The sequence below is a fragment of the Streptomyces sp. NPDC085596 genome, assembly GCF_044541565.1.
Taxonomy (GTDB): domain Bacteria; phylum Actinomycetota; class Actinomycetes; order Streptomycetales; family Streptomycetaceae; genus Streptomyces.
Genome location: NZ_JBITTC010000001.1, coordinates 209607 through 225241 on the forward strand (window position 1 = coordinate 209607; position 15635 = coordinate 225241).

Genomic DNA, 15635 nt, shown 5'->3' on the forward strand with positions numbered 1-15635 from the left:
GGGGGGTCCGGCCGCATCCGGGGTGGGGCGTGGGAGTGGTGCGAGAACGCGTCCCGGCCGGGTGCGGCCGAGCGTTAAGGTCGGCAGCATGGCACTCGCTTCACAGGACGCGGACAGCGACGACACCCGCGGCTCCGGCGCCCCGCAGGGACCGGCGCCCGACCCCGACACCGCCGCCGCGGTGGCCGCCGCCGAGGCCGCCGGGCTCGGCGCCGGGGAGACGGTGCGGATCGACAGCTGGGTCTGGGCCGTGCGTCTGGTCAAGACGCGTTCGCTGGGTGCCACCGCGTGCCGGGGCGGCCATGTCCATGTGAACGGTGAGCGGGTGAAGCCCGCGTACTCCGTGCGGGTCGGCGACGAGGTGCGGCTGCGACACGAGGGCCGGGAGCGTGTCGTGATCGTCAAGCGGCTGATCCGCAAACGGGTCGGCGCCCCGGTGGCCGCGCAGTGCTACATCGACAATTCGCCTCCTCCCCCGCCCCGCCAGGCGGTGGCCCCCGTCGGAATCCGCGACCGGGGCACCGGCCGCCCCACCAAGCGGGACCGCCGCGAACTGGAACGTCTGCGGGGCCTGGGCGCCCCTGACGCCCCCGGCACTCCCGACGCCCCTGACACCGGCAGGCGTCGGCCGGGCCGCTGAGCCACCTGTGTCCGGTCACCCGGACACAGGCCAGCACCTTCCCGCTCTCTCCCCTCAGCCCTCCGGCACCGCCCGCACCCACATCCCGTCGTCGGTCAGCTCGGCGTCCACTCTCAGCCCCACCTCCCTGAGCGCCACCTCGAACTGTTCCTTCGTCAGGGGCCGGCTCCGGAAGGTCTGGGTCCAGCGGGCGTCGGGGAACGTGTACTCGGCCCGGACCGAGTTCACCCCGTCGCCCACCGGCTCCACCGAGGCGATCCGGACGGTGAAGCCCCGGGGGTCGACGCGTTCCCGCGGAACGCTCTCGTGGTAGTCCGCCCCCTCCCGCTGGATGAGCACGCGGCCGTCCGGGGCCACATGCCGGGCGCAGGCGTCGAGCAGGGCGTGACGCAGCCGCGGGTCGGCGGTGTGAACCAGGAACGAGCCGAGCAGGACCACGTCGAACCGCTCACCCAGGTCCAGTTCCTCGATCGGCGTGCGTATGGTGCGCTCCGCCCCGCGCACCCGCTCCAGCATCTCGGCGGACTCGTCCACCGCCGTCACCCTGAAGCCGCGCTCCAGCAGTGCGTGGGTGATCCGGCCCGCGCCGCTGCCCAGCTCCAGGATGTGCGCCCCGGCGGGCACCGCCGCGGCGATGACATCCGGTTCGTCGCCCGGTGGGAAGCGGGTGTACAGCTCGACCGCACAACCGTCCGGGGTGATCGCTCCGGGTCCCGTGCCCTGATGTCCTTCACGCATCTCGACTGTCATGCCGGAACAACGGACGATCTTCGCTCAGCCGTTCCCGTCCCGCCGCGATCCACTCGTTCGAGTCAATTCACACCGTCTCGGGAACCGGAGTACGTTGCAGTGAGGAGTGGTGATCGAATGCGTACCGGCAGTGAACCGGCGACCGCGCGCAGTGCGCTGCGAGCGCGGTTGTGGCTGAGCGTGTGGGGGTTCGCCTGGACAGTCTTCGGCACCGTGGCCTTCGCCCTCGTCGGACGGCCCGGCTGGGCGACCGCCTGCGCCGTGCTGTGGCTGGTGGTCACCACCGACCTGGTCCTGGTCCTCCGGCATCTGCGGCAGGGCCCGCACTACCAGCCGGGCCGCGACGTACCCCCGTACGAACCCGTGCACGACGAGCTGCCGGCCCGGCCGAGGCGGCGGCGCGGGCTGCCCCGCCTGCCGGCGCCCCGACACCACCACCCGTGAGCCCTTAAAAGGGGCTCAGGAGTCGAAGCGGGCCGCCCGCAGATAGTCCGGGTTGGGGTCGAGCGCGGCGGCCAGCCGGAAGTGGCGTCTGGCCTGACCGGGCCTGCCCTGGCGCTCATAGGTGCGGCCCAGCGCGAAGTGGGCGAAGGCGTTGTCCGGCTCGCGCTCCAGCACCACGGTGAACTCGAGTTCGGCGGGCCGCAGTTGCGCGGCGGCGAAGAACGCGCGGGCCCGCAGCAGCCGGGCGGCGGTGTTCTCGGGGTGGGCGGCGATCACTTCGTCGAGCAGCTTCACCGCGCCCCCGGGGTCCCGCGCGTCGAGCAGCTGCTCGGCGGCGCGGAAGTCGATGACATCCGTCTCCGGAGTACGTCCGGCGGAACCATTGATCTCGGGCACGGCGAAGTCCTTCCCTCACTGGACCCTTCCAACGCCTCGGAACGGAGCGGCTATTCCGCGCCACCGCTCCGTGCGGCCGCGAGCCGCGTCAGCTCGGCCCAGACCTCCGCGACCCGCTTCTCCAGCGCGTCCAGCGGCACGTCGTTGTCGATCACGATGTCGGCGATCTCGCGGCGCTGCCCGCGGCTCGCCTGGGCGGCCATGCGGGCGCGGGCGTCGTCGTCCGTCATCCCGCGCAGCCGGACCAGCCGGTCGAGCTGCGTCTCGGGGCTCGCGTCCACGACGACGACGAGGTCGTACAGCGGCGCCAGCCCGTTCTCGGTGAGGAGCGGTACGTCGTGGAGGACTACGGCGTCGGCGCTCGCGGCGCTCTCCAGCTCGCGGGACCGGTCGCCCACCAGGGGATGCACGATCGAGTTGAGGACGGCCAGCTTCTCGGGGTCGGCGAAGACGATGGAGCCGAGCCGGGGCCGGTCCAGCGAGCCGTCCCCGGTCAGGATCTCCGGCCCGAACGCCTCCACCACGGCCGCCAGCCCCGGCGTTCCGGGCGCCACGACCTCCCGCGCGATCCGGTCCGCGTCGACCAGCACGGCGCCGTGCTCCACGAGCAGCCGTGACACCTCACTCTTGCCGGCCCCGATACCGCCGGTCAGCCCCACTTTCAACATGCCGGGCAGCCTAGACCCTCCCGCCAGGAGACCTACGCCTCGCCCTCCCGCTCCGCGAGGAACCGCTCGAACTCGCGGCCGATCTCGTCGGCGGAGGGGATCTCGACCGGCTCGGCGAGCATGTTGCCCCGGGTCTCCGCTCCGGCCGCCGCGTCGTACTGGTGCTCAAGGCCCTGGATGAGCGAGGTCAGTTCCTCGTCGCCCTCACGGATCTGCCGGTCGATCTCCGTCTGCGTGCGGTGGGCCTCGGTGCGCAGGCCGTGGGCGACGCCGGGCAGCACGAGGCCGGTGGCGGCGGTGATCGCCTCCAGCACGGTCAGTGCCGCGTCCGGGTAGGCGGACCGGGCGAGGTAGTGCGGGACGTGCGCGGCGACACCGAGGACGTCGTGCCCGGCCTCGGTGAGCCGGTACTCCAGCAGTGCGGCGGCACTGCCCGGCACCTGGGCCTCCTCGAAGGGGCTGCGGTGGCCGGGGACCAGGTCGACGCGGTTGCCGTGCGGGGTGAGGCCCACGGGGCGGGTGTGCGGCACGCCCATGGGAATGCCGTGGAAGTTGACGGACAGGCGGACACCGAGCCGCTCGACGATCTGCCGCACGGCGAGCGCGAACCGCTCCCACTCCACGTCCGGTTCGGGTCCGGACAGCACCAGGAAGGGGGCGCCGGTGGCGTCCTGGACGAGGCGGACCTCGATGGCCGGCACCTCGTAGGCGGTCCAGCTGTCCCGCTGGAAGGTGAGGAGCGGGCGGCGGGCCCGGTAGTCGACCAGCCGGTCGTGGTCGAAGCGGGCCACGACCTGGTGCGGCAGCGTGTCGAGGACGCGCTCGACGATCTGGTCGCCCGTCTCCCCCGCGTCGATGTATCCGTCGAAGTGGTAGAGCATGACCAGCCCGGCCGACTCCTGGGCCAACGCCATGTCGACCACGGCCAGCCCCTTCGGCTCCCAAGCGAACAAACCCTGCGGATCAACCACGATGACCGCCCCTCCTAGTGTCCAAATCTCCCAACACCAGAGGACCGCAGGGCATTCCCAAGATCATCAAAACAGGGCCGGCACCAACTCCCTGAAGGGGCGCGGGGAACTGCGCGCTCAGCCCCCACGGGCCGGCACCCGACAACGCACCCGAAAAACGCCTGAGGGACCCGCACCCCGAAAGGTACGAGTCCCTCAGCCTTACTACCGGCTAAACCTCAGCGGTTGGGGGTGCCCCCTCTGGGGGAGTTCAGCTCTGGCCGCCCGCCAGCTTCTCGCGCAGCGCGGCAAGCGCCTCGTCCGAAGCAAGGGCACCGGAGGTGTCCGCACCCTCGGAGGAGTACGAACCGCCGCCACCACCGGACGCGGCCGGAGCCGCACCCGCGGTGTCGACACCCTCGGCAGCGGCCTTCTCGTCCGCCTCGCGGGACTTGATGACCTGGGCCTGGTGCTGCTCGAAGCGCTGCTGCGCCTCGGCGTACTGGCCCTCCCACGCCTCGCGCTGGGTCTCGTAGCCCTCGAGCCAGTCGTTGGTCTCGGGGTCGAAGCCCTCGGGGTAGATGTAGTTGCCCTGGTCGTCGTAGGACGCGGCCATGCCGTACAGGGTCGGGTCGAACTCGACCGAGGCCGGGTCGGCGCCGAACGCCTCGTTGGCCTGCTTCAGCGAGAGGCTGATGCGGCGACGCTCGAGGTCGATGTCGATGACCTTGACGAAGATCTCGTCGTTGACCTGGACGACCTGCTCCGGGATCTCCACGTGGCGCTCGGCCAGCTCGGAGATGTGGACCAGACCCTCGATGCCCTCGTCCACGCGGACGAACGCACCGAACGGAACGAGCTTGGTGACCTTACCCGGGACGACCTGACCGATCTGGTGCGTACGGGCGAACTGCTGCCACGGGTCCTCCTGGGTCGCCTTCAGCGACAGGGAGACGCGCTCGCGGTCCATGTCCACGTCGAGGACCTCGACGGTGACTTCCTGGCCGACCTCGACAACCTCGGACGGGTGGTCGATGTGCTTCCAGGACAGCTCGGAGACGTGCACGAGACCGTCGACGCCACCCAGGTCCACGAAGGCACCGAAGTTGACGATCGAGGAAACGACGCCGGAGCGGACCTGACCCTTCTGCAGGGTGGTGAGGAACGTCTGGCGGACCTCGGACTGGGTCTGCTCGAGCCAGGCACGGCGGGACAGGACCACGTTGTTGCGGTTCTTGTCCAGCTCGATGATCTTGGCCTCGAGCTCCTTGCCCACGTAGGGCTGGAGGTCGCGGACACGACGCATCTCGACGAGCGACGCCGGGAGGAAGCCACGGAGGCCGATGTCGAGGATGAGACCACCCTTGACGACCTCGATGACGGTACCGGTGACGATGCCGTCTTCTTCCTTGATCTTCTCGATGGTGCCCCAGGCACGCTCGTACTGAGCGCGCTTCTTCGAGAGGATCAGGCGGCCTTCCTTGTCCTCCTTCTGGAGAACCAGGGCCTCGATCTCGTCGCCGACCTTGACGACCTCGTTCGGGTCGACGTCGTGCTTGATCGAGAGCTCGCGGCTCGGGATGACGCCTTCGGTCTTGTAACCGATGTCGAGGAGAACCTCGTCCCGGTCAACCTTGACGATGACACCGTCAACGATGTCGCCGTCGTTGAAGTACTTGATCGTCTCGTCGATCGCCGCGAGGAACGCGTCCGCGTCGCCGATGTCGTTGACCGCAACCTGCGGGGTGGTGGCGGTGGTCTCGGTGCTGCTCGTCATGTGGGAAAGGGCTCCGGTGCGGACATTGAAGTCGTAGGTACTGCTTACGCCGGGAGCCCGTTTCGCTCTGCAGAAGCCGGACAGCCAAGGAAGCGCCACTTGAACACCGGGTGCCCGGTGGCGCCTCGAAAACCGAGGGATACATACAGATGCGAGCGCGACCTGCTACGTCTGAGGTGCGCAGGCCCGCAGCGCAACTTGTAGCATACGGGGGCAGCCGGGCAGGGTCAATGCGCGAAGGCGCACAGCGCGGACGGATCACCGCATACCCGGCAAAGGAATCGTCCCAACTGGGCACGCGTGACCGTGCGATCCCTTCCGTGACACTCGTCCGGGAGGCCGGTTGGACGGAAGAGTACGACGAGGGAGCCGATCATCCAAGAGCCTGAAGGGCACGACCCGGAGGGGTCCGGGCCGGAAGCCACCCGGCGTGACGCGGGGGTCGCGGAGAGCAGCAGCGCCAACCGGGGCTGGTGGGACCGCAACGCGGACGAGTACCAGGTCGAGCACGGCACCTTCCTCGGTGACGACCGCTTCGTGTGGGGCCCGGAGGGCCTGGACGAGGTGGAGGCCGAGCTGCTCGGTCCGGCGGAGGAGCTGAAGGGCCGGGACGTGCTGGAGATCGGCGCGGGCGCGGCGCAGTGCGCGCGCTGGCTGGCCGCCCAGGGCGCCCGCCCGGTCGCGCTCGACCTCTCCCACCGGCAGCTCCAGCACGCGCTGCGCATCGGCGCGGCGTTCCCGCTGGTGTGCGCCGACGCGGGGGCGCTGCCCTTCGCGGACGCCTCCTTCGACGTGGTGTGCTCGGCGTACGGCGCGCTGCCGTTCGTGGCCGATCCCCGGCTGGTGCTGCGTGAGGTGCGCCGGGTACTGCGGCCGGGCGGCCGGCTGGTGTTCTCGGTGACGCATCCGATCCGCTGGGCGTTCCCGGACGAGCCGGGCCCGGAGGGTCTTTCGGTGGCGGCGTCCTACTTCGACCGCACTCCCTATGTGGAGCAGGACGAGGATGGGCGCGCCGTCTATGTGGAGCACCACCGCACGATCGGTGACCGGGTGCGGGACATCGCGGCCTCCGGTTTCCGGCTGGTGGACCTGGTGGAGCCGGAGTGGCCGGCCTGGAACACCTCCGAGTGGGGCGGCTGGTCCCCGCTGCGCGGCAACCTGATCCCCGGTACCGCGATCTTCGTCTGCGAACGGGACTGAGACCTCCGCAGTCAGGGCGGCGTACGACACTGGGGGCGTGATCCGTGACGACGCCCTCGCCGTGCTGCCCGTGCGCTCCGCCCTGCCCGACCTGACCGCCGCGCTGGACGGGGACGGTGCGGCGGGCGCCGCCGTATTGGTGGCGCCGCCCGGCACCGGCAAGACGACGCTGGTGCCGCTGGTGCTGGCCGGGCTGGTCGGCGGGGGTCCCGCGCGGCGGGTCGTGGTGGCCGAGCCCCGGCGGATCGCGGCGCGGGCCGCCGCCCGGCGGATGGCGTGGCTGCTGGGCGAGAAGCCCGGCGTCAGCGTCGGCCACACTGTGCGCGGCGAACGTGTGGTGGGACCCCATACACGCGTGGAGGTCGTGACCACCGGTGTCCTCCTTCAGCGGCTCCAGCGGGACCAGGAGCTGGCGGGCACGGATGTGGTGGTGCTCGACGAGTGCCACGAGCGCCATCTCGACGCGGACACGGCGGCCGCCTTCCTCTGGGACGTACGGCAGACCCTCCGGCCCGAGCTGCGGCTGGTGGCTGCCTCCGCGACCACCGACGCGCAGGGCTGGTCCCGGCTGCTCGGCGGTGCGCCGGTGGTGGAGGCGGCCGGGGTGTCGCATCCCGTGGACGTGGTGTGGGCGCCGCCGACGCGTCCGGTACGGCCGCCGCACGGGATGCGGGTGGACCCGGAGCTGCTCGCGCATGTGGCCTCGGTGGTGCGGCGGGCGCTGGCCGAGCGGACCGGTGACGTGCTGTGCTTCCTGCCCGGTGTGGGCGAGATCGCCCGCGTGGCCGGACAGTTGGGGCAGCTGCCGGGGGTCGATGTGCTCCAGGTGCACGGCCGGGCCCCGGCCGCCGTGCAGGACGCGGTGCTCTCCCCCGGCGAACGGCGCCGCGTGGTCCTGGCGACCTCGGTGGCCGAGTCCTCCCTGACGGTGCCGGGGGTCCGCGTCGTGGTCGACTCCGGCCTGGCGCGGGAGCCGCGCGTGGACCACGCGCGCGGACTGAGCGGCCTGGCGACGGTACGGGCGTCCCGCGCGGCCGGCGCCCAGCGCGCGGGCCGGGCCGGGCGGGAGGCGCCCGGCGCGGTGTACCGGTGCTGGGCCCAGGCCGAGGACACCCGCCTGCCCGCCTTCCCGGCCCCGGAGATCAAGGTCGCCGACCTGACGGCCTTCGCCCTCCAGGCCGCCTGCTGGGGCGACCCGGACGCCACGGGCCTGGCCCTGCTGGACGCCCCGCCCGCCGGGGCGATGGCGGCGGCGCGGGAGATCCTGACGGCGGTGGGCGCGGTCGACCCGTCCGGCCGGGCCACGCGACGGGGCACCCGGCTGTCCCGCCTCGGCCTCCACCCGCGCCTGGGCCGCGCCCTCCTGGACTCCCCCGACGCCGGCGCGGAAACGGTCGCCCTTCTCTCGGAGGAGGTTCCGCGTGAATACGGGGACGACCTCGCCGCCGCTCTGCGCCGGGCTCGCCGGGGCGGCGACGCGTACGCGGGCCGGTGGGCGGCGGAGGTGCGGCGGTTGCGGGGGGTGTCGGGCGGCGACGCCCGCCCGGCCGCGTCCGGCACCCGCGCCCCGGCCCCGGCCGGGCGTGACCTCGGTCCCGGCGACGACGTCACCGTGGGCCGGGTCGCCGCCCTCGCCTTCCCCGAGCGGGTGGCCCGGCTGGACGGGGGCTCGTATCTGATGGTGTCCGGGACACGGGTCGAGCTGACGGAGGGGTCGGCGCTGCGGGGCGTGCCGTGGATCGTGGTGGCGGTGGCGGACCGGCCGGTGGGGAAGGGGCACGGGCGGGTGCGGCTCGGGGCCGCGGTGCGGGAGGACGTGGCGCGGGCCGCCGCCGCCTCGTTGCTGACGGAGCGGGACGAGGTGCGCTGGGCGGACGGCGATGTCGTGGCGCGGCGGGTCGAGCGGCTGGGGGCGGTGGAGCTGGCGGTACGGCCGCCGGCGGACGCCGACCCGGAGTTGGTGCGCGCGGCCCTGCTCGATGGTCTGACCCGGGACGGTCTGGGTCTGCTGCGGTGGTCGGAGCAGGCTCAAGTGCTGCGGCAGCGGCTGGCGTTCCTGCGGGCGCGGCTCGGGGAGCCGTGGCCGGACGTGTCGGACGAGGCGCTGCTCGCCCGCGTGGACGCCTGGCTGGAGCCGGAGTTGGGCCGGGCCCGGCGCCGGGCGGACCTGGGGCGGATCGACGCCGGGCAGGCGCTCGCGCGGCTGTTGCCGTGGGCGGGCGGGGAGGCGGCCCGGCTGGAGGAGCTGGCGCCGGAGCGGATCACCGTACCGAGCGGGTCGCGGGTCCGGGTCGACTACGCGGACCCCGAACGGCCGGTGCTGGCGGTGAAGTTGCAGGAGATGTTCGGTCTGCGGCAGACCCCGGAGGTGGCCGGGGTGCCGCTGCTGGTGCATCTGCTGTCGCCCGCCGGGCGGCCCGCCGCCGTGACGGCGGACCTCGCCTCGTTCTGGCGGGACGGCTACCGGGCGGTCCGGGCCGAGCTGCGCGGCCGGTACCCGAAGCACCCCTGGCCCGAGGACCCGGCCACCGCCGAGCCGACCCGCCACACGACGGCCCGGCTGAAGCGGTGAGGATCCTCCCTCAGGAGCTGGCCGACGGTGACGGGCTCGCGGAGGCGGTCTCGCCGGCCGCGACCTTCAGCTCGACGATGACGGCTCCGCCGCCCGGCGTGGTGACGCGGAGCAGATACGTGCCGCTGAAGAGGTCCGCGTACAGCTTGGGCAGCGTCAGCGTGCCCTTGGCGTCCGTGGTGAGCCCGGTGAGGGTGCGGACGGGCTGCCCGTTCGCGTCCTTGAAGTAGGGCCCGGCGATGTTCTCGGCGGGGTCGTCGGCGGACTTGACCAGGGTGGCGGTGGCGCCGACCTTGGCAGCCGGAGCGCCCTTGTACGTCGCCTTCACCTGGACCTGCTCCGCGAACTCGCCGCCCGGCGCGCAGGTCAGCGCGGTGTCGGCGGTGCGGACCAGCTTGTCGGCGGGGCGCGGGGTGACGGTGGCCGTGTAGTCGACGCCCTTGATCTGGCGGCCAGCGACGGTGCTGGTGATCTTGAAGGTGCCGGCCTTCTCCCCCGCCAGGAGTTCCGGCGCGAGGGCGACGCCCTTGGCGTCGGTGGCGATGGCGGCCACCTTCTCGCCGCCGGTGAAGGTGGCGTCGGTGTCGCCGGTGATGGTGAACCGCACCCGCACCTTGGCCACGGACTTGCCGTTCTTAGTCACCGCGCGGGCGCCGATCCGCCGGTCGAAGGTGTCCCCGGCCGTGGCGGTCAGCTCGGTGCCGTCCAGGTCGGGGGAGACGAGGTGGTGCACGGTGTCGGACGGGGTGGGCGTACCGGCCGGCGGGGTCGGCTCGGGCGAGGGGCTGCCGGGCGTGGTGGGCTCCGGACTCGGGGTGCCCTTGGGCGGGTTGGCCGGCTTCGCGGGCTTGGCGGGCTTCGAGGGCTTCGGCCCGGCCGTGTGCGGAGCGGCGGGCGCGCTCGTACGCGGGAGGTCGTCGTCGCTGCGGTGCGCGGGCACGCCGCCGCTGCCGTCCGGGACGGAGTGGGTGCCCTTGCGGTAGTACTCCACCCAGTTCAGCACCAGGTCGAGGTAGTCGCTGGAGTTGTTGTAGCTGAGGATCGCCCGGTGCAGGTCGCGGTCCTGCGAGAGGTCCCAGCCGTTGCGGCACAGGTAGTGGCCCGCGGCGAGCGCGGCGTCGTAGACGTTGTTCGGGTCGGCCTTGTGGTCGCCGTTGCCGTCGCGGCCCGCCCAGGCCCAGGTGGACGGGATGAACTGCATGGGGCCGATGGCCTGGTCATAGGAGCTGTTGCCGTCGTAGGCACCGTGGTCGGTGTCCTTGATCAGGGCGAAGCCGTTGCCGTCGAGCTGGGGGCCGATGATCGGGCTGATCGTGGTGCCGTCGGCCGTCACGCGGCCGCCCCGGGCCTGGCCGGACTCCACCTTGCCTATGGCGGCGAGGAGTTGCCAGGGCAGGTTGCAGCCGGGCTTGGAGGCGCGGAGTTCGGCCTCGGCCTTCTTGTAGGCGTCGAGGACGGTCGCGGGGATGCCCGCCTCACCCTCGCCCCGGGAGACGGGTGTGCCGATGACCGCCGACGGGCTCGGGGCGGGGCTGTCCAGCGGCGGAAGGTCCGTGTAGTACGGGGAGTTGCCGGTGGCGTTGCCGTCGGCCGACGCCTCCGGGACGGGAGTGCTCTGGCCGGCGCTGGTCTGGAGGGGGTCGGGGGCCCCGGTCGCTCCCGGAGCCTGGGACGCGGAGAGAGCCGCGACCGCCAAAGCGGCCACCGCGGTCGTCGCCGCTCCCTTGCGCAGCCGCCTGCCGAAGTGCGCCGCCATAAAGTGAACCCCTCCCCTGGACGCCTCGGGCGTCTCTCTCCACCGGTCTCGTTCTGGTGTGACGGTCGACCTGGTGCCACGGTTGCTCTGTGTGCCGCACTTCGGTCTGTGTGCTGGGTCACCTGACCGTGTGCACGACAGTCGAGTCCCGGCCGACCCTACGACAACTCCCCTGTCCCGGGGCACCCGTCGCACGGCCGCTGTCCCCGACTTGGCCGACTCCGGTCGCTCGCCCGGCCGATGACGGCGGATCACGCATACTGGGCGCGCGATCACCGGCCCGGCTCGCGCCGGCCGTTCCGGGAGGACCCGTTGCCGTTCACACTCAGCCATGCCGCGGCCGTACTGCCCGCCATCCGCCGGGACGGCGGCGGGCGGGGTCCGGTGGTGCCCTCGGTGCTCGTCGCGGGCTCCTTCGCGCCCGATCTGACGTACTACGCGGCCAGCGTGCGCCCGGAGGCGATGGAGTTCGGGTCGGTCACCCACTCCCTCGCCGGTGTGTTCACCGTGGATGTGCTGATCTCCTGGACGCTGGTGGGGCTGTGGCTGCTGGTCCGGGAGCCGCTGGTGGCGCTGCTGCCCCGGCCCTGGCAGGGCCGGCCCGCCGCCCTGCTGCGCTGCGGGGCTCCCCGCGCGCGGCCACGGGCGGCCCTGGTGCTGTGGTGGTACGTCTCGGCGGTGCTCGGCGCGCTCACCCATGTGGTGTGGGACGCCTTCACCCACCACGACCGCTGGGGGACGGAGCTGGTCCCGGGGCTCGCCCGTAGCGCGGCCGGGATTCCGCTCTTCCAGTGGCTCCAGTACGGCACGTCGGCACTGGCCGCCATGGCCATCGCCGGGTTCCTGCTGCGCGCGCTGCGGGCGGCCCCGGCCGGGACGCCGGTGGGGGTGCCGCCGCTCTCGGTGCGGGACCGGTGCTGGGCGGTGGCCCTGCTCGGCGGCTGCGCGCTGGGCGCGGCGGTGCTGCGGGCGGTGCGCTGGTGGGCGTACTGGGGCGCGGTCGCCCGGCCCTGGGAGCTGGTGCCCACGGTGTGCTTCGGCGCGGGCGCCGGACTGCTGCTCGGGGTGGTGCTGTACGCGGGGGCGGTACGGGTGTGGCGTCCCGCCGGGGTGTCGGGCGCTACGGCCGCTTCCGGCGCGGAGTCCGCCGCGGAGCCGGTGCCGCGCCGTGTGGCGGTCGGCGCGGGCCGGCGGGAACGGGACGGTCGGTGAGGGAGGCCACGAACACGGTGAGCGTGTGGCGGGGGCGGGCCTTCGGCAGGTGGGTCAGCAGCAGCGCGAGATAGCCGCGCGCGAGGTCGGCCCAGGTGCGCCAGTCGGGGAGGCGGTGGGCCTGGGCGGCCAGGGCGCGTCCGGCGACCGCGCCCGCACCGCGGAGCCGGGTCCACGGGTGCGCGGGGTGGCGGGCGGCACTCGCGTCGGCCGCGACGACGGGCACCGCCGTCCTGGACGCGTCCGGTGCCGGCCCGGTGTCCGCCCGCTCCGTACTGCGGTGCCGCGGGGCGGGCCTCAGGCGGTGCAGCATGCGTATACCCATGCCCGCAGTCTCGCGGGTGGCGGGCCGGGGCTGCGTTCTGGCGGGGGCCACGTGAGTGAAACCCCGCAGGGAGGGCGTCCTCCCTGCGGGGTTTCCGGTGGCTCAGTGCGCGGCCGACTCCCAGTCCGGGCCGACGCCCACCGAGACGTCCAGCGGTGCCCGCAGGCTGACCGCGTTCGCCATCTCGCGGCGGACCAGCTCCTCCGTGGCCGCGCGCTCGCCGGGGGCGATCTCCAGCACGATTTCGTCGTGGACCTGGAGCAGCATGCGGGACTTCAGCGCCGCCTCGCGCAGCGCCCGGTCGACGTTGAGCATGGCGATCTTGACGATGTCGGCGGCCGTGCCCTGGATCGGGGCGTTCAGCGCCATCCGCTCGGCGGCCTCGCGGCGCTGGCGGTTGTCGCTGTTGAGGTCGGGCAGGTAGCGGCGGCGGCCGAAGAGGGTCGCCGTGTAGCCGGTCGCCCGCGCCTCGTCGACCGCGCGGCGCAGATAGTCCCGTACGCCGCCGAACCGCTCGAAGTAGGTGTCCATCAGGGCGCGGGCCTCGCCGGCGTCGATGTTCAGCTGCTGGGAGAGGCCGAAGGCGGACAGGCCGTAGGCGAGGCCGTAGGACATGGCCTTGATCTTGCGGCGCATCTCCGCGTCCACCGCGTCCCGGCCGACGGAGAACACCTGGGAGGCGACCGTGGTGTGCAGGTCCTCGCCGGAGGTGAACGCCTCGATGAGGCCCGCGTCCTCGGAGAGGTGGGCCATGACGCGCAGCTCGATCTGGCTGTAGTCGGCCGTCATCAGGGACTCGAAGCCCTCGCCGACCACGAAGCCCCGGCGGATCGCCCGGCCCTCGTCGGTGCGGACCGGGATGTTCTGCAGGTTGGGGTCCGTGGAGGACAGCCGGCCGGTCGCCGCCACCGTCTGGTTGAAGGTGGTGTGGATACGGCCGTCGGCGGCGATGGTCTTGATCAGGCCCTCGACCGTGACGCGCAGCTTGGCCTGCTCGCGGTGGCGGAGCATGATGACCGGCAGTTCGTTGTCGGTCTGCGCGGCGAGCCAGGCCAGGGCGTCGGCGTCGGTGGTGTACCCGGTCTTGGTCTTCTTGGTCTTCGGCAGCGCCAGCTCACCGAAGAGGACCTCCTGGAGCTGCTTGGGCGAGCCGAGGTTGAACTCGTGCCCCGCGGCGGCGTGTGCCTCCTTCACGGCCTGCTGCACGGCGCCCGCGAAGGTCTGCTCCATCGTCTCCAGATGCGTACGGTCGGCCGCGATGCCGTGGCGCTCCATGCGGGCGAGCAGCGTGGAGGTGGGCAGCTCCATGTCCCGCAGCAGATCGGCGGCGCCCACCTCGGCGAGCCGGGTCTCGAACGCCTCGCCCAGGTCGAGGATGGCGCGGGCCTTGATCATCAGGGCCTCGGCCTCGGCGCCGTCGTCCGCGCCGAACGCCAGCTGGCCGTCGGCCGCGGCGGCCGGGGCCAGCTCGCGGTGCAGGTACTCCAGGGACAGCGCGTCCAGGTCGAAGGAGCGGCGGCCGGGCTTGACCAGGTAGGCGGCGAGCGCGGTGTCCATGGACACGCCCTCCACCCGCCAGCCGTGCTCGGCCAGCACGCGCATGGCGGCCTTGGCGTTGTGCAGCACCTTGGGCCGCTCGGGGTCGGCCAGCCAGGCGGCGAACGCCCGCTCGTCGGCCTCGTCCAGCTCGGCGGGGTCGAACCAGGCGGCCGCTCCGCCGGCGGCCGCGAGGGCGACCTCGGCGACCGAGCCGGTGCCCAGCGCCCAGGTGTCCACCGTGGCCATGCCCAGCGGCTCGGCGGCGTGCCCGGCGAGCCAGCCGGCCAGCTCGCCGGTGCCCAGGATGGTGCCGTCCACCTCGACGCCGTCCGCCGTGACCGGGGTGGCCTCGGCCTCCTCGGCACCGGGGTCGACGGCGTAGAGCCGCTCGCGCAGGGAGGGGTTGCGGATCTCCAGGGTGTCCAGGAACGCCGCCACGGTCTTGCGGTCGTACGGCTCGCGCGCCAGGTCGGCGACCGTCTTCGGCAGCTCGACGGCCCGCTCCAGCTCGGTCAGGACGCGGTTGAGCTTGACCGACTCCAGGTGGTCGCGGAGGTTCTGGCCGGCCTTGCCCTTGACCTCCTCGACGCGCTCGACCAGCTCCGCGAACGAGCCGAACTGGTTGATCCACTTCGCGGCGGTCTTCTCGCCGACGCCGGGGATGCCGGGGAGGTTGTCGGACGGGTCGCCGCGCAGGGCGGCGAAGTCGGGGTACTGCGCGGGCGTCAACCCGTACTTCTCGAAAACCTTCTCCGGGGTGAACCGGGTCAGCTCCGAGACGCCCTTGGTCGGGTAGAGCACCGTGGTGTGCTCGCTGACCAGCTGGAAGGAGTCCCGGTCGCCGGTGACGATCAGCACGTCGAAGCCCGCGGCCTCGGCCTGGGTGGCGAGGGTGGCGATCACGTCGTCCGCCTCGAAGCCGTCCACGGCGAAGCGCGGCGCGTGCATCGCGTCCAGCAGCTCGCCGATCAGCTCGACCTGGCCCTTGAACTCGTCCGGGGTCTTGGAGCGGTTGGCCTTGTACTCGGTGAACCGCTCGGAGCGCCAGGTCTTGCGGGACACGTCGAAGGCGACCGCGAAGTGCGTGGGCGCCTCGTCACGCAGGGTGTTGGCCAGCATCGAGGCGAAACCGTAGATCGCGTTCGTCGGCTGGCCCGTCGCGGTGGTGAAGTTCTCCGCGGGCAGCGCGAAGAACGCGCGGTACGCCAGTGAGTGCCCGTCCATGAGCATCAGGCGGGGTCGGCCGCCGGGGTGGGTGTCGGTCTTCTTCGATGCTGTCTCTGCCACGCCCCCGATCCTGTCACGCCCCACTGACAGCCGAGTCCGCGAACTGTTCCGCCGGAAGATCCCGCACCGTCCACAGGGCTCCCCCTGCGGGCGCTCGCGGGGCATGCTTGTCGCCGGGG

The 15635-nt window shown here is 72.9% G+C and carries 13 protein-coding genes; 5 read left to right on the forward strand and 8 right to left on the reverse strand.

Annotation, left to right across the window (positions count from 1 at the left end):
- Positions 1-88 precede the first annotated feature (88 nt).
- Positions 89-640 (forward strand): RNA-binding S4 domain-containing protein, encoded by a 552-nt coding sequence (locus ACIGA3_RS00995; protein ID WP_399708886.1) that lies wholly within the window; start codon positions 89-91, stop codon positions 638-640.
- A 54-nt stretch (positions 641-694) separates the two neighbouring features.
- Here the strand turns inward: ACIGA3_RS00995 and ACIGA3_RS01000 are convergent, their stop codons facing one another.
- A complete protein-coding gene (locus ACIGA3_RS01000) occupies positions 695-1378 on the reverse strand; it encodes a class I SAM-dependent methyltransferase (protein ID WP_399708889.1) in 684 nt (227 codons plus the stop codon).
- Positions 1379-1507: 129 nt separating this feature from the next.
- Here ACIGA3_RS01000 and ACIGA3_RS01005 point away from each other — a divergent pair, with 129 nt between their 5' ends.
- Positions 1508-1834 (forward strand): DUF6343 family protein, encoded by a 327-nt coding sequence (locus ACIGA3_RS01005; RefSeq protein WP_399708892.1) that lies wholly within the window; start codon positions 1508-1510, stop codon positions 1832-1834.
- Between the two features lie 15 nt (positions 1835-1849).
- Here the strand turns inward: ACIGA3_RS01005 and ACIGA3_RS01010 are convergent, their stop codons facing one another.
- The 4 genes from ACIGA3_RS01010 to rpsA all read right to left on the reverse strand — a co-directional run bounded on the left by ACIGA3_RS01010 (position 1850) and on the right by rpsA (position 5625).
- Complete coding sequence (locus ACIGA3_RS01010) at positions 1850-2230, reverse strand: tetratricopeptide repeat protein (RefSeq protein ID WP_399708895.1); 381 nt, start codon at positions 2228-2230, stop codon at positions 1850-1852.
- 50 nt (positions 2231-2280) lie between these two features.
- Complete coding sequence (gene coaE, locus ACIGA3_RS01015) at positions 2281-2898, reverse strand: dephospho-CoA kinase (RefSeq protein WP_399708898.1); 618 nt, start codon at positions 2896-2898, stop codon at positions 2281-2283.
- Positions 2899-2930: 32 nt separating this feature from the next.
- A complete protein-coding gene (locus ACIGA3_RS01020) occupies positions 2931-3869 on the reverse strand; it encodes a PAC2 family protein (protein ID WP_399708901.1) in 939 nt (312 codons plus the stop codon).
- A 250-nt stretch (positions 3870-4119) separates the two neighbouring features.
- A complete protein-coding gene (gene rpsA, locus ACIGA3_RS01025; protein WP_399708904.1) occupies positions 4120-5625 on the reverse strand; it encodes a 30S ribosomal protein S1 in 1506 nt (501 codons plus the stop codon).
- 375 nt (positions 5626-6000) lie between these two features.
- Between rpsA and ACIGA3_RS01030 the strand changes: the two genes are divergently transcribed.
- Together ACIGA3_RS01030 and hrpB are read left to right on the forward strand one after the other, a co-directional pair.
- Complete coding sequence (locus ACIGA3_RS01030) at positions 6001-6825, forward strand: class I SAM-dependent methyltransferase (RefSeq protein ID WP_399710746.1); 825 nt, start codon at positions 6001-6003, stop codon at positions 6823-6825.
- 37 nt (positions 6826-6862) lie between these two features.
- Entirely contained in the window at positions 6863-9397 is a 2535-nt protein-coding gene (gene hrpB, locus ACIGA3_RS01035) for an ATP-dependent helicase HrpB (RefSeq protein WP_399708907.1), read from the forward strand.
- Positions 9398-9407: 10 nt separating this feature from the next.
- Here hrpB and ACIGA3_RS01040 read toward each other — a convergent pair whose 3' ends face one another.
- Complete coding sequence (locus ACIGA3_RS01040; RefSeq protein ID WP_399708910.1) at positions 9408-11153, reverse strand: lytic murein transglycosylase; 1746 nt, start codon at positions 11151-11153, stop codon at positions 9408-9410.
- Between the two features lie 312 nt (positions 11154-11465).
- Here ACIGA3_RS01040 and ACIGA3_RS01045 point away from each other — a divergent pair, with 312 nt between their 5' ends.
- Entirely contained in the window at positions 11466-12365 is a 900-nt protein-coding gene (locus ACIGA3_RS01045) for a DUF4184 family protein (RefSeq protein ID WP_399708913.1), read from the forward strand.
- Here ACIGA3_RS01045 and ACIGA3_RS01050 read toward each other — a convergent pair.
- On the reverse strand, positions 12274-12690 hold the full coding sequence (locus ACIGA3_RS01050) for a hypothetical protein (protein WP_399708916.1): 417 nt from the start codon (positions 12688-12690) through the stop codon (positions 12274-12276). The two genes, ACIGA3_RS01045 and ACIGA3_RS01050, sit on opposite strands and share 92 nt — an antisense overlap.
- Before the next feature lie 102 nt (positions 12691-12792).
- The gene (gene polA, locus ACIGA3_RS01055) at positions 12793-15516 is read right to left on the reverse strand and encodes a DNA polymerase I (RefSeq protein WP_399708919.1); all 2724 of its coding nucleotides are present in this window, start codon (positions 15514-15516) and stop codon (positions 12793-12795) included.
- Positions 15517-15635 lie beyond the last annotated feature (119 nt).